This window comes from Pseudomonas sp. BF-B-30, from assembly GCF_019956305.1.
Lineage (GTDB): Bacteria > Pseudomonadota > Gammaproteobacteria > Pseudomonadales > Pseudomonadaceae > Aquipseudomonas > Aquipseudomonas jessenii.
Genome location: NZ_JAHBDG010000055.1, coordinates 140,878 through 155,107, shown reverse-complemented (window position 1 = coordinate 155,107; position 14,230 = coordinate 140,878). Strand labels below are relative to the sequence as shown.

Annotated in this window: 8 protein-coding genes and 1 pseudogene; 6 read left to right on the top strand and 3 right to left on the bottom strand. The window is 62.7% G+C overall.

What is annotated here, in order from left to right:
* Positions 1 to 64 precede the first annotated feature (64 nt).
* Both KGB29_RS29005 and KGB29_RS29000 read left to right on the top strand, forming a co-directional pair.
* Positions 65 to 1,156, top strand: a pseudogene (locus KGB29_RS29005) (methyl-accepting chemotaxis protein); the annotation flags it as partial.
* On the top strand, positions 1,133 to 2,062 hold the full coding sequence (locus tag KGB29_RS29000) for a methyl-accepting chemotaxis protein (RefSeq protein WP_373423036.1): 930 nt from the start codon (positions 1,133 to 1,135) through the stop codon (positions 2,060 to 2,062). The pseudogene KGB29_RS29005 and the gene KGB29_RS29000, both read left to right, overlap by 24 nt.
* A gap of 27 nt (positions 2,063 to 2,089) precedes the next feature.
* On the opposite strand, the gene KGB29_RS23850 is transcribed toward KGB29_RS29000, so the two are convergent.
* Positions 2,090 to 2,866 (bottom strand): TatD family hydrolase, encoded by a 777-nt coding sequence (locus KGB29_RS23850; protein WP_150812832.1) that lies wholly within the window; start codon positions 2,864 to 2,866, stop codon positions 2,090 to 2,092.
* A gap of 3 nt (positions 2,867 to 2,869) precedes the next feature.
* Entirely contained in the window at positions 2,870 to 3,865 is a 996-nt protein-coding gene (gene cra / locus KGB29_RS23845) for a catabolite repressor/activator (RefSeq protein WP_150812831.1), read from the bottom strand.
* Between the two features lie 290 nt (positions 3,866 to 4,155).
* On the opposite strand from cra, the gene ptsP reads away from it, so the two are divergent.
* The 4 genes from ptsP to KGB29_RS23825 all read left to right on the top strand — a co-directional run bounded on the left by ptsP (position 4,156) and on the right by KGB29_RS23825 (position 11,433).
* The gene (gene ptsP, locus KGB29_RS23840) at positions 4,156 to 7,017 is read left to right on the top strand and encodes a phosphoenolpyruvate--protein phosphotransferase (RefSeq protein ID WP_150812830.1); all 2,862 of its coding nucleotides are present in this window, start codon (positions 4,156 to 4,158) and stop codon (positions 7,015 to 7,017) included.
* The gene (gene pfkB / locus KGB29_RS23835; RefSeq protein WP_154910439.1) at positions 7,017 to 7,958 is read left to right on the top strand and encodes a 1-phosphofructokinase; all 942 of its coding nucleotides are present in this window, start codon (positions 7,017 to 7,019) and stop codon (positions 7,956 to 7,958) included. The genes ptsP and pfkB overlap by 1 nt, the downstream gene beginning before the upstream one ends.
* Positions 7,959 to 7,969: 11 nt before the next feature.
* The gene (locus KGB29_RS23830) at positions 7,970 to 9,709 is read left to right on the top strand and encodes a PTS fructose-like transporter subunit IIB (RefSeq protein ID WP_150812828.1); all 1,740 of its coding nucleotides are present in this window, start codon (positions 7,970 to 7,972) and stop codon (positions 9,707 to 9,709) included.
* Positions 9,710 to 9,891: 182 nt separating this feature from the next.
* Positions 9,892 to 11,433, top strand: a complete 1,542-nt coding sequence (locus KGB29_RS23825) for an alkaline phosphatase D family protein (protein ID WP_150812827.1) — start codon at positions 9,892 to 9,894, stop codon at positions 11,431 to 11,433.
* Positions 11,434 to 11,553: 120 nt separating this feature from the next.
* Here the strand turns inward: KGB29_RS23825 and KGB29_RS23820 are convergent, their stop codons facing one another.
* Positions 11,554 to 14,082 carry a PepSY domain-containing protein gene (locus KGB29_RS23820; RefSeq protein WP_154910438.1) on the bottom strand — a complete coding sequence of 843 codons (2,529 nt, stop codon included), beginning with the start codon at positions 14,080 to 14,082 and terminating at the stop codon, positions 11,554 to 11,556.
* Positions 14,083 to 14,230: the final 148 nt, after the last annotated feature.

Below are 14,230 nucleotides of genomic sequence, written 5' to 3'. Positions count from 1 at the left end.
AAAAAAATAAGAAACTGAAGGGAGACATCCAGTGAAGAGCTTGCTCTATCCCGCTGTCGCACTGATGAACCGTCTGAGCTTCGGTATGAAGTTCAGCCTGATCAGCGTACTGTTCCTGGTGCCGATGCTGGTGACCAACTTCTATCTGGTGCGTGACTCCTACCGCGAATTCCAGGGCACGCGCATCGAACTGCAAAGTCTCGACCTGTTGGGCAGCAGCCTGACGTTGCGGCGCGATCTGGAAACCCTGAACAACCTGGTGCAGATCAATGTCAGCCTCGGCCAATCCGGCAAGGCCGGCAACGTCGAGTCGAAAATCAGCGCCCTTGAGCAGAATATTCTGACTCGCCTGCAAGGGCTGACGGCGATGACCAGCGACCCGGAGCAGGTTGCGGTGTTTGATGGCAAACGCGATGAAATGATCGCCGCGTTCAAGGCCCAGCAAACGGAAAATTCCCTGCAAAGCAAAAGTGCCTTGATCGGCAAGCTGGTGGGCAGCGCGCAGATTTTCAGCCAGCTCATCACCAGCCAGTCCGGTCTCAGTCGCGACAACCAGAGCGACATGCGCCAGTTGAGCGAGCTCGTCACCCTCGTCACGCCACGGGTCACCCAGATCCTGGGCGAAGGTCGGGCAATGGGGTCTTACTCGTTGGGACAGGGATTCATCAACTCGGCTTCGAGTACCCGTTTCGATGAATTGCTGGCGCAGATTGAAAAGCTCCAGGCCGAGTATGGCCTGAAGTTGCAGGATGCCCTGGGTTCCAGCAAGGCTGCGCGTGAGACCCTGGCCACTCAGGCCGATAGCAGCCGGGCATCCTTGAAGAAAGCCAGCGAGCTGTTCGAAGAACAAGTGGTCATGGCTGATACCCTCGATGCGCCATGGCAGGGCTTTTACGATCAGGTCAGCGTCCTGATGGACCAGACCTACCAACTCAACGAAGCGGTCCTGAAGTATCTCGGCCCGCAATTGCAGCAGCGACTTGAGCAGAATCGCACGCACATGGTCTTGCAGGCCGTGGCGCTGTCAGTCGTCTTTGTGTTGATCTTTTATCTCTACGGCGCTTTCTATGCCTCGACCCGCACCACGCTCAAGCGCCTGGGCGCGGTGATGGACAAGGTGGCGGCCGGCGACATGACCGTGACCTTCAGCGCCCACAGCCGCGATGAGCTGGGGGAGCTGGGCGAAGTGTTCAACGGCACGGTGAAAAAGATCCATGACCTGATCGAGCGGGTGGGGCAGACCGTCAGCGAAGTCGAGCGTCAGGCCGGCCAGGTGGAAAGCGTTTCCGCGCAAAGCAACCAGGCCGTCGCCGGGCAGCGCACGCAGATCGAACAAGTGGCCACGGCGATGAACCAGATGTCGGCCACTTCCCAGGAAGTGGCGCGCAGTGCCGCCGCGGCGGTGAGCAGTGCCCACAGTGTCAACGATGAGACCATCAGTGGTCGTGGCCTGGTGGAGTCGCAGCAAGGCAGCATTGCCGCGCTGGCCAGCGAGATCGATCAATCGGTACTGGTGATCAACCAACTGGCCAGCGACAGCCAGTCCATCAGCCGTGTGCTCGAAGTGATCAAGAGCATCGCCGAGCAGACCAACCTGCTGGCGCTCAATGCCGCCATCGAGGCGGCACGGGCCGGTGAGCAGGGCCGTGGTTTCGCCGTGGTAGCCGACGAAGTCCGGACCCTGGCCAAACGAACCCAGCAGTCGACCGAAGAAATCGAGCAGATGATCGCCAAGCTCCATGGCGGTGTCGGCGCGGCGGTCAAGGCCATGGGCACCAGCCATGAAATGGCCAATGGCACGGTCGGGCAGTCGGAAAAGGTCCAGCGGGCGCTGGAAAACATCTTGGGAGCGGTCGGCATGATCGTCGACCAGAACCAGCAGATTGCCGCCGCAGTGGAACAACAAACCGCCGTGGCCCACGACATCGACCAGAACATCGTCGAGATCAATCGCGCCGGCGAGCGCACCGCTGAAGGTGCGCATCAGACCGAAGATGCCAGCCGGGCGTTGTCGGCCCAGGTCGTGGAGTTGAAACAGTTGATCAGCGCGTTTCGGGTGTAGCGGTCGCCTGATACCACAGGATTTGATTCACCAGTTGAACAACTCGCAAGCATTGGCCGTACTGGTCGCAGCCAATTGCTCGGGGCTGATCGCCATGATGTCGGCCAGTGCCGCGCAGATCGCGGGCAGATGCGCGGGGCTGTTGCGTTGGCCGGGGAACATGGCGGGCGCCATGTCCGGGGAGTCGGTTTCCAGCACCACAGAATCCAGCGGTAGCTTGGCCAGCACTCGGTGCATGCGCAGTGCTTGAGGCCAGGTCGCGGCGCCGCCCAGGCCGAGTTTGAAACCCAGCTTGATGTATTCCCGGGCTTCTTCCTGGCTGCCAGCAAAGGCGTGGATGATGCCGGCCCGTTTCAGGCGAAACCGTTTGAGCGTGGCAATCACCGCCGCATGGCTACGCCGCACATGGATCAGTGCTGGAAGATTGAAGTCCGCCGCCAGTTGCAATTGCGCCTCGAACAACGCCTGCTGGCGGTCGCGGTCCAGGTTTTCGATGAAGTAGTCCAGGCCGATCTCGCCGACGGCACACAGTTGCCGATGGCCAGCCAGGCGGGTCAGCCAATCGCCGAGTTCGCTCAAGTCTTCAGGGCGATGATCGTCCAGATACACCGGGTGCAATCCGAACGCCGCATGCTGGTCGGGATCGTTTTGCACCAGCTCCCAGACCCGCTGCCAATTGGCCTGATAAACCCCCAGCACCACGATCCGCCGCACCCCGAGGGCGCGGCTTTCGGCCAGCAGCGCCTGACGGTCGGCGTCGAAGTCCGGAAAATCCAGATGGGTGTGGGTGTCGATCAGCTCCACGGTTCAGTCCTGGCGAATACGCTGCTTGAACGTGCGCGCAATGGCTTGCACACCGGGCCGGTAATCCGACTGCTCGATGGCTGCCAGGGCCAGCGCGAGGGCTTTGTCGGCGATCAACTGGTGCTGCTGGGCCATGGCGTTGACCGGCAGCGGCAGGAAGTCCAGCAACTGAGTGTCGCCGAACGTGCCGAGGCGCAGCGGGCGGTTTTTCAGCGGGAAGTCGTGCAGCGCATCGAACACGCCTTGAAGCAGCACGTAGGATGTGGTCACCAGGGCATCGGGCAAATGACCCAGGCGCTGCAGCAATTCTTCCATCAATTGTTTGCCGCACTCGCGGCTGAAGGATTCGCCTTCTTCAATCAGCACCTCACCGTTGAACCCGACGAGCGCCTCTTTGAAGCCGGCGCAACGTTCCTGGCTGATGCTCAGCTCCGGGCGGGCGCCGATCAGCGCGATCTGTTTGGGCAAGGGATCGAGCAGGCTGCGGGTCAGTTGCAGGCTGGCCTCGCGGTCGTCACTGATCACCGAGCAGAAATGCTCGGGTTCCATGACCCGGTCGATGGCGATGATCGGAATGCCCTTGGCCTGCAATTGGCGATAGCTGTCGTCGCCGGGCGGCAGGCAGCTGGCAACGATCAGTGCGTCGCAGCGCCGGGCGCGGAACAACTGCAGCAATTGCCGTTCGCTGTCCGGCGCATCGTCGGAACTGGCGATCAGCAACTGATAACCCCGGGCCCGCGCACCTTGTTCCAGCAATTTGGCGATTCGCGCGTAACTGGGGTTTTCCAGATCCGGCAGAATGAACCCCAATGTGCGGGTGTGTCGGCTGCGCAATCCGGCGGCCTGTGGGTTAGGCGTGAAGCCATGTTGTTCGACGACCGCGCGCACGCGTTCGACGGTAGCGCTGCTGATGCGCTGTTGTTCGGCCTTGCCATTGATGACATAGCTGGCGGTGGTGACGGACACACCGGCCAACTGGGCGATATCACTGAGTTTCAACCCGCTGTTTCCTTGTTTTTTCGAGATTGCCTCGACATTTTCGTCAATCCTAACCGATTAAGGCAGGCGACCATTGTCGCAACGCATCCGACAAGTTGGACTTCAAGGATGGGCCAATTTCGAGTAACGTGCCAATCGATATAGATTAAACGTTTCAGCAAGCGTATTTTCTACGTTTTAGGCGCCTTTGGCCGGTTCTGCCGTGAAACCGCCAAAAGCGATGACCAAGCGCCTAAGCTGACTCATTCAAAACAATACCTGGTGCCCCAAGGCGCCAAAAAGGAGAAAGCATGCTCGAGCTCACTGTAGAGCAGATTTCGATGGGCCAATCGGCTGTGGATAAGTCCGCAGCGCTGCAATTGCTGGCCGGGCATCTGGTCGCCGACGGCCTGGTTGCCGAGGGTTATCTCGCCGGCTTGCAGACGCGGGAGGCTCAGGGCTCGACCTTTCTCGGTCAAGGTATTGCCATCCCCCACGGTACGCCCGAAACCCGCGACCTGGTGTTCACCACCGGTGTGCGCCTGATGCAGTTCCCCGATGGCGTGGACTGGGGCGATGGTCATATCGTTTACCTGGCGATCGGCATCGCCGCCAAATCCGATGAACATCTGCGCCTGTTGCAATTGCTCACCCGCGCCCTCGGCGAGACTGACCTGGGCCAGGCCCTGCGTCGCGCCGGCTCCGCCGAAGCCTTGCTGAAGTTGCTGCAAGGCGCGCCGCAGGAGTTGGCGCTGGATGCACAGATGATCGGTCTCGGTGTGGCGGCCGAAGATTTCGAAGAGCTGGTCTGGCGTGGTGCACGTTTGCTGCGGCAGGCCGACTGCGTGAGCAACGGTTTCTCCGCCGTGCTGCAGCAGGTTGAAGCGCTGCCCTTGGGCGATGGCCTGTGGTGGCTGCACAGCGAACAGACGGTGAAGCGTCCGGGCCTGGCCTTCGTTACCCCGGACAGACCGCTGCGTTATCTCGGCCAGCCACTCACTGGACTGTTCTGCCTGGCCAGCCTCGGTGAGGCCCATCAAGCCCTGCTCGAACGCCTGTGCGCGTTGTTGATCGAAGGGCGTGGCCATGAGTTGGGGCGCGCCACCAGCAGCCGCAAGGTCCTCGAAGTGCTCGGTGGTGAAGTGCCCGCCGACTGGCCCAGCGCGCGAATTGCATTGGCCAACGCCCACGGTTTGCATGCGCGCCCGGCGAAAATCCTCGCGCAACTGGCAAAGAGTTTTGAAGGTGACATCCGCGTACGCATCGTCGATGGCCATGACAGTGCGGTGTCGGTAAAGAGCTTGAGCAAGTTGCTCAGCCTCGGCGCCCGTCGGGGACAGGTCCTGGAAATCATCGCCGAACCGGGCATTGCGGCGGATGCGTTGCCGGCCTTGTTGGCCGCCATCGAAGAAGGCCTCGGTGAGGAAGTCGAACCGCTGCCGCCGGTAAGTCAGGCGCGTGAAGTCGTTGCCGATATGGCCGAAGTGGTCCTCGCTCCGTTATCTGGCAGCGTGGTTCAGGCGATTGCCGCCGCTCCGGGGATCGCTATCGGCCCGGCGCATATTCAGGTGCTGCAAACCATCGATTACCCGTTGCGCGGCGAGTCCGCCGGCATCGAGCGCGAGCGCCTCCAGCACGCCCTGGCGCAGGTACGCCGTGACATCCAGGGCCTGATCGAGCGCAGCAAGAGCAAAGCCATTCGCGAAATCTTCATTACCCACCAAGAGATGCTCGACGACCCGGAACTGACCGATGAGGTCGATACGCGCCTCAAGCAGGGCGAAAGCGCCGAGGCGGCGTGGATGGCCGTGATTGAAGCGGCGGCTCGGCAGCAGGAAGCGTTGCAGGATGCCTTGCTCGCCGAGCGTGCGGCCGACTTGCGCGACATCGGGCGTCGGGTGTTGATGCAGCTCAGCGGCATCGAAACCCCGAGCGAACCGGATCAACCGTACATTCTGGTGATGGACGAGGTCGGCCCGTCCGACGTTGCGCGTCTCGACCCGGCTCGCGTGGCGGGGATTCTCACCGCTCGGGGTGGAGCTACAGCGCACAGTGCGATTGTTGCCCGGGCGCTGGGTATTCCGGCCTTGGTCGGCGCCGGTCCCGGCGTGTTGCTGCTGGCACCGGGTACGGCTTTGCTGCTCGATGGCCAGCGTGGTCGCCTGCATGTGGACGCTGACGCGGCGACCTTGCAGCGCGCCACGGCCGAACGCGATACCCGCGAGCAACGCTTGAAGGCGGCTGCTGAACTGCGTCATCAACCGGCATTGACCATCGATGGCCACGCCGTCGAAGTGTTCGCCAACATTGGTGAAAGCGCCGGCGTCACCAGTGCGGTGGAGCAGGGCGCCGAAGGCATTGGCCTGTTGCGCACCGAACTGATTTTCATGGCCCACCCGCAAGCGCCCGACGAGGCGACCCAGGAAATCGAGTACCGCCGCGTTCTCGACGGTCTGGCCGGGCGGCCGCTGGTGGTGCGCACCCTCGATGTCGGTGGCGACAAACCGCTGCCGTACTGGCCGATTGCGAAGGAAGAGAACCCGTTCCTCGGCGTGCGCGGCATTCGCCTGACCTTGCAGCGTCCGCAGATCATGGAAGCGCAACTGCGCGCCTTGCTGCGGGCTGCCGACAACCGGCCGCTGCGGATCATGTTCCCGATGGTGGGCAGCGTCGACGAGTGGCGCCAGGCCCGTGACATGACCGAACGCCTGCGCCAGGAAATCCCGGTCGCCGACCTGCAACTGGGGATCATGATCGAAGTGCCGTCGGCGGCATTGCTGGCACCGGTCCTGGCCAAGGAAGTCGATTTCTTCAGCGTCGGCACCAACGACCTGACCCAATACACCCTGGCCATCGACCGTGGCCATCCGACGCTGTCGGCCCAGGCCGATGGCTTGCATCCGGCGGTGCTGCAACTGATCGACATCACCGTGCGTGCGGCCCATGCTCACGGTAAATGGGTCGGTGTGTGCGGCGAGCTGGCGGCCGACCCGCTGGCGGTGCCGGTGCTGGTCGGCCTCGGAGTGGATGAGCTCAGCGTCGGGGCGCGCAGCATTGCCGAGGTCAAGGCGCGGATTCGCGAACTGGGCTTCACTCAGACTCAAACCCTTGCCCGACAGGCGCTGGCCGTGGGCAGTGCCAATGAAGTGCGCGCATTAGTGGAGGACTTGTAATGTCCCGGATTCTTACCTTGACCCTCAACCCGGCGCTGGACCTGACCGTCCAGTTGCGGCGCCTTGAAGCCGGCCAGGTCAACCGCAGCGATGTGATGCACACCCACGCCGCCGGCAAAGGCGTGAACGTGGCGCAAGTGCTGGCGGACCTCGGGCATCAGCTGACCGTCAGTGGCTTTCTTGGCGAAGACAACCTGCAAGCGTTCGAAACATTGTTCGCCAAACGCGGTTTTGTCGATGCCTTCATCCGTGTTCCGGGCGAAACCCGCAGCAATATCAAACTGGCGGAAAGCGACGGCCGCATCACCGACATCAACGGGCCGGGGCCGCAGGTCAGCGAGGTGGCACAGCAGGCCTTGATGGATCGGCTGGAGCAGATTGCTCCGGGGCACGATGCGGTGGTTGTCGCCGGAAGCTTGCCGTTGGGCGTCAGTGCGCAATGGTTGCAGGCGTTGATATTGCGCTTGAAGAACCTGGGGCTGAATGTCGCCCTCGACACCAGCGGCGAGGCATTGCGCGCAGCGCTGAAAGCGGGGCCGTGGCTGATCAAACCCAACACTGAAGAGCTGGCCGAGGTGCTGGGCTGCGAGGTCGTGTCGGTCAGTGCCCAGGCCTTGGCGGCGGAGCGTTTGCATGCCCAGGGTATCGAGCATGTGGTGATTTCCCATGGCGTCGATGGCGTGAACTGGTTCAGCGTCGGCTCTGCGCTGCATGCCACGCCACCCAGGGTCAACGTCGCCAGCACGGTGGGCGCGGGTGATTCGTTGCTGGCGGGGATGCTCCACGGTTTGCTCAGTGCCGATACGCCGGAGCAGACCTTGCGCACCGCCACGGCGATTGCCGCGATGGCAGTGACCCAGATCGGATTCGGCATTGGCGATGCAGCGCAACTGGCGCAGCTCGAACAGGGTGTGCGCGTGCGTCCCCTGACAGAACAATAAGAGGGATTGTCATGAAGTTAGCCATCGTTACGGCCTGCCCGAACGGCATGGTCACCAGTGTGCTGTGTGCCCGGCTGCTCGATGCCGCGGCCCAGCGCCAGGGCTGGAGCACCAGTGTCGAAGTCACCGATGCCGCGCATCCCGAAAAGCAACTGTCGGCGGCCACCCTCGACGCGGCGGAGTGGGTGTTGCTGGTGACCAGCGCGCCGGTGGAAATGTCGCGTTTTGTCGGCAAGCGAGTGTTCCTGAGCACCCCGGCCCAGGCCCTGCAAGACGTGGAAGCCGTGCTGCGCCGTGGAGCGCAGGACGCTCAGGTTTACGCCGCCGAAGAGGCCGCCGTCGAACCTGTGGCGGTTGTCCAGAACGCGCCGCGACTGGTGGCCGTTACCGCGTGCCCGACGGGTGTCGCTCACACGTTCATGGCCGCCGAAGCCTTGCAGCAAGCGGCCAAGCGCCTGGGCTATGAGCTGCAGGTGGAAACCCAGGGCTCGGTCGGCGCGCGCAATCCATTGAGCGCGCAAGCGATTGCCGAGGCCGATGTGGTGCTGCTGGCGGCCGATATCGAAGTCGCCACCGAGCGTTTCGCCGGCAAGAAAATCTATCGCTGCGGCACCGGCATTGCCCTTAAGCAAGCCGAAGCGACGTTGAAAAAGGCCTTGGCCGAAGGCCAACAGGAAAGCGCATCGAGCGCTGCCAAAACAACGGCCAAACAGGAGAAGACGGGCGTCTATAAACACCTGCTGACCGGCGTGTCCTTCATGTTGCCGATGGTGGTGGCCGGCGGCTTGATGATCGCCTTGTCGTTCGTGTTCGGCATCACCGCGTTCAAGGAGGAGGGCACGCTGGCGGCGGCGTTGATGCAGATCGGTGGCGACAGCGCGTTCAAGCTGATGGTGCCGCTGCTGGCAGGCTATATCGCCTATTCCATCGCCGACCGTCCGGGCCTCGCGCCGGGGATGATCGGCGGACTGCTGGCGAGCACCTTGGGCGCCGGTTTCATCGGCGGGATCATTGCCGGCTTTCTTGCCGGTTATGCGGCCAGGGCGATCAACCGTTATGCGCGATTGCCGCAAAGTCTTGAGGCGCTCAAGCCGATCCTGATCATCCCGCTGCTGGCGAGTCTGTTCACCGGTCTGGTGATGATCTACGTGGTCGGCAAACCGGTCGCCGGGATGCTTGCCGGGCTCACGAACTTTCTCGACAGCATGGGCACCACCAACGCGATTCTGCTCGGTGTGTTGCTGGGCGGCATGATGTGCGTCGACCTCGGCGGGCCGATCAACAAGGCGGCCTATGCGTTTTCGGTGGGGTTGCTGGCGTCGCAGAGCTACGCGCCGATGGCGGCGACCATGGCGGCCGGCATGGTGCCGCCGATCGGCCTGGGCATCGCCACGTTCATTGCCCGACGCAAGTTCGCCCAGACCGAGCGCGAGGCCGGCAAAGCAGCGCTGGTGCTGGGGCTGTGCTTTATCTCTGAAGGGGCGATTCCTTTTGCGGCGAAAGATCCGCTACGGGTGATTCCGGCGAGCATCGCCGGCGGTGCGCTGACGGGTGCGTTGTCGATGTATTTCGGCTGCAAATTGATGGCGCCCCATGGTGGGTTGTTCGTCCTGGCGATCCCGAATGCGATCAACCATGCGCTGCTCTACCTGTTGGCGATTGTGGCGGGGAGTCTGTTGACGGCGGTGGCGTATGCGCTGGTGAAACGGCCGGAGGTGGTGGAGTTGGCGGTAGAACCCGTCACCGCCTGACACCTGACCCTGTGGGAGCGGGCTTGCTCGCGAAAGCGGAGTGTCAGCAATGAGTATTTCGGCTGACACGACGCCTTCGCGAGCAAGCCCGCTCCCACAAGGGATCTGTGGTGTCGGGAAGATTTGTGTCATGCCAGGGTCATAGGGTCATGCTTTAGTTTTCCTTTTCCAGGGAGAACACCATGAGCGATTTCAACCTCGGGCGCCGTCGTGTCATGCAAGCGGTCGGCGCCGGGCTGTTGTTGCCGGGGCTGGCGCCGGCGGTGATCGCTTCGGTCAAGGATCGGCCGCAACTCACCGACGGCGTGCAGTCCGGCGACCTGCTGGGCGACCGGGCGATCATCTGGAGCCGCTGCGACCGCCCCGCGCGGATGGTGGTGGAGTGGGACACCCGCAGCCTGTTTCCCAACCCCCGGCGATTCGTCTCGTCCCTGGCCGATGCGCGCACCGATTTCACTGCCCGGGTCGAACTCACCGGGCTGCCCGCCGGTCAGGCGATTTTCTATCGCGTGCAGTTTGAAGACGCCCAGAGCGGTATCGCCAGCGAGCCCTGGTTCGGTCACTTGCGCAGCGTGCCGCAGACCCGCCGTGACATCCGTTTTGTCTGGAGCGGCGACACCGTCGGCCAGGGCTTCGGCATCAACCCGGACATTGGCGGCATGCGCATCTACGAAGCAATGCGCCTGCGTTTGCCAGACTTTTTTATCCACAGCGGCGACACCATTTACGCCGACGGCCCGATCCCGGCTCAGCTCACCACGGAAGGCGGCCGGGTGTGGCGCAACATCACCACCGAAGCCAAGAGCAAAGTCGCCGAGACCCTTGATGAGTACCGCGGCAATTACCGCTATAACCTGATGGACGAAAACATCCGTCGTTTCAATGCCGAGGTCCCGCAGGTCTGGCAGTGGGACGACCACGAAGTGGTGAACAACTGGTCGCCGGGCAAGCAGCTGGATGCGCGTTACCAGGACAAAGATATCCACAGCCTGGTGGGCCGCGCACGCCAGGCCTGGCTTGAATATGCGCCGATGCGTTTGCAGAGTGCCGATGGCGGAGGGCGGATCTACCGCAAGCTTGGTTACGGGCCGCTGCTCGATGTTTTTGTACTGGACATGCGCAGTTATCGCGGGCCCAACGATGACAATCAGGGCGCTGAAAAACCTTTCCTCGGGCGTGAGCAACTGGACTGGCTCAAGCGCGAAATGCAGGCCTCGAACGCGCAATGGAAAGTGATCGCCGCCGACATGCCCATTGGCCTCGGCGTGCCCGACGGCGAGGTCAGCCCTGGTGTCGCGCGCTGGGAGGCCGTGGCCAACGGTGACCCCGGCCCGGCACAGGGGCGTGAACTGGAGATCGCAGAACTGCTCGGCTTTCTGCGGGCGCAAGAGGTGCGCAACTTCCTGTTCCTGACCGCGGATGTGCATTACTGCGCGGCCCATCATTACCATCCGGACCGGGCGGCGTTTCAGGATTTCGAACCGTTCTGGGAGTTCGTCGCCGGACCGCTGAATGCCGGTAGCTTTGGACCGAACTCGCTGGATAAAACCTTTGGTCCTGAAGTGGTGTTCGAGAAGGCGCCACCCGCGCAGAACGTCTCGCCGTTTGCCGGGTTTCAGTTTTTTGGCGAGGTGAACATCGATGGGCAGAGCGGGGAGTTGAGCGTGGTGTTGCGGGATCTGGACGGGGTGTCTGTATTCGAGCGCAAGTTGCAGCCGGTTTGACTCACACCCGAGCCACTGTGGGAGCGGGCTTGCTCGCGAAGGCGTCGTGTCAGTCGAAATCATCTTTGCTGACACTCCACTTTCGCGAGCAAGCCCGCTCCCACATTGGTTCAGGGTGAATCAGTACACGTCGCGGCGGTAGCGGCCCTGTTCGATCAGACGCTCCACTTCGGCGCTACCCAACACTTCGTTGAGCACCTGATCCACGCCCGAAGCCATGCCTTGAAGGCTGCCGCAGATGTAGATCACCGCATCGTCCGCCAGCCACTTCTTGAGCTCGGCCGCCGATTCACGCAGGCGATCCTGTACGTAAATCTTTTCGGCCTGGTCGCGGGAAAATGCCAGGTCGAGGCGCGCCAGATCACCATTGATCAGCCACTCCTCCAGCTCCTTTCGGCACAGGTAATCGTGCTCGCGGTGGCGCTCGCCAAACAGCAGCCACTGGCGTTGCTGACCATCGGCAATCCGGGCCTTGAGCAGGCTGCGCAACCCGGCCAGGCCCGTGCCATTGCCCAGCAGGATCATCGGCACCGGTTGGGCCGGCAGATGGAAACCACTGTTGCGCCGCACGCGCAGGCTGATGGAACTGCCCACCGGCGCGTGTTCGGTCAGCCAGCCGGAACCGACACCGAGGTTGCCGTCGGCATGCACTTCCTGACGCACGATCAATTCCAGCACGCCATCGGCCGGGATCGACGCAATGGAATACTCGCGCATGGCCAGCGGCACGAGGGCCTCTGCCAACGCTTGGGCGTGCAGGCCGACCAGGTGGGCGCGGTTCTCCGGCAACTGGCGGCTGGCCAGGGCCTGTTCGAGGGTTTCTTCCAGGCCGTTGAGTTGCACCTTGGTTTCACCGTGAATCCCCATGCCATCGAGGAAGTGCTCGATGGCCCACGTGCAGTTGCGCGGCATCACTTCCACCAGGTCGCCCGCCAGCCAGCTGCTGGTGGAAGGAGGCTTGAGGCCCAACAAGTACACCGGCGAGCCACTGCTGTCCGGATTGAGCAGTTCACGATGCAGCAGGGTCCAGTTGTCGTAGCTGGGTGCTTGCCAGGTATCCACGGGGGCCTGGCCGGTCAACAGGCCCAGTTGCTGTTGCCAGTGGCGCAAGGCGTAAGGGTCACCGCTGTCGACCTCCACCGGGGCGAACAGGGTCTTTGCGCCCTGTTCGCCCAACCAGGCGTGCAGGCGTTTGGCGAAACCGCAGAAGTGTTGATACTGCCGGTCGCCCAACCCCAGGACGGCGTAATTCAGGCGTCCCAGGCTCGGTGTCCGGCCCAGTACCTTGCGCTCGAAACTGCGGGCGCTGTCCGGTGCTTCGCCGTCGCCGAAGGTGCTGACGACGAACAAGGCATTGTTCGATTCATGCAAGTCCTGCTCGCTGACGTCTGCCAATGGCTGCACTTTGACCGGCAAGCCTGCGGCCTGTAATTGCCCGGCGGTTTGCCATGCCAGCTGTTCGGCAAAACCACTTTGGCTGGCGAAGCCGATCAGCCACGCCGGCGCGTCGCTGGCGGTTTGCACGAGATCTTTGCGTGCATCCTTGATCTGGCGCTTTTTGCGCCGACGATCCAGGTACAGCATCCAGCCGGTGATGAAGAACAGCGGCATGGTCAGCGAGGCGATGGTCAGGATAATGCGCCCGACGATGCCGAAGTAACTACCGACGTGCAGCGCATAGATGCTGGTCAGCAGTTGCGCCTTGAGGCTCTTGTCGCTGTAGCGATCAACCCGTTTGACCACGCCGGTGGCCGGGTCGAGGGTGATCTGGTTCAGGGCGCGGTCGTGAGGCGAAGTTTTCAGCAGGAAGTAAACGGTCGCTGGTTGGCCGGCCACGGGCGGCATGCGCACGTTATAGGAGCTCAGTTGCGGACCGGCCGCACTGTAGATGCTGCTCCACATCGCCGAGTAATCGGCCGTCGGTGCCGGACCGCTTGGCGCAGGGCCGCGTCCGCCGCGCACGCGTTCGCTCTGTGGTGAGTCGGAGAGCAACCGGGTCAGGCCTTTGTTGTACCACTCGTAGGACCAGGACAACCCGGTCAGCGCCGCCAGAAGGTAAAACACCAGGCACCAGGTGCCGGCCACCGAGTGCAGGTCCCAGTTGAAGCTGCGGCCCTTTTTCTTCCAGTCCAGGGTCAGCCAGGTCCGCCAGCTTTTCCACTGGCGAGGCCAGCGCAGGTACAGGCCGGACAGGCAGAAGAACACCAGGATCAGCGTGCACGCGCCGGTGATCTGCCGACCCGTGTCGCCCATGGCGAGGAAACGGTGCAGTTGCAGCATCAGGCCGAAAAAGCCCTGGCCGGTGGCGTCGCCGAGGAACTCGGCGGTGTACGGGTCGAAGTAGCGCATCTCGCCACGGCGTTCACCCGGCGGCGGGGTGAACCACACTTTGGCGGCGCTGCCGCTGTCCGTTTCCACCGTGAGCATCGAGACTTTTTTGCCCGATGCGGCTTCGATTCGCTCCACCAGTTCGACGGGCGGCAGCACACCGGCGACCTGTTTCTCGACCTGCAACACAGAAGGATTGAGTGTGCTCAGGATTTCATCCTGAAACGACACCGCCGCCCCGGTGATGCCCATCAGGGCCAGGACCAGCCCGGCGCTGATGCCGAAAAACCAGTGCAACTGGAACAGGGTTTTCTTCAACACGTCGCTCGCCTTGTTCGTTCAAGTTGATTCATCACGGCGCGCATTATGCCGTGGGGTTGTCGAGAAGCATTCTTTTTTACGCACAAAGGCCCCGTTCATGTGGATGAACGGGGCCGGGTCTGATTTCACCCTCTCCTGTGGGAGCGAG

Bases quoted from the DNA above. Each gene is read 5' to 3' on its own strand.
- ptsP (WP_150812830.1), top strand. From the start codon at position 4,156: ATGCTCGAGCTCACTGTAGAGCAGATTTCGATGGGCCAATCGGCTGTG.
- pfkB (WP_154910439.1), top strand. From the start codon at position 7,017: ATGTCCCGGATTCTTACCTTGACCCTCAACCCGGCGCTGGACCTGACC.
- KGB29_RS23830 (WP_150812828.1), top strand. From the start codon at position 7,970: ATGAAGTTAGCCATCGTTACGGCCTGCCCGAACGGCATGGTCACCAGT.
- KGB29_RS23825 (WP_150812827.1), top strand. From the start codon at position 9,892: ATGAGCGATTTCAACCTCGGGCGCCGTCGTGTCATGCAAGCGGTCGGC.
- KGB29_RS29000 (WP_373423036.1), top strand. From the start codon at position 1,133: ATGACCGTGACCTTCAGCGCCCACAGCCGCGATGAGCTGGGGGAGCTG.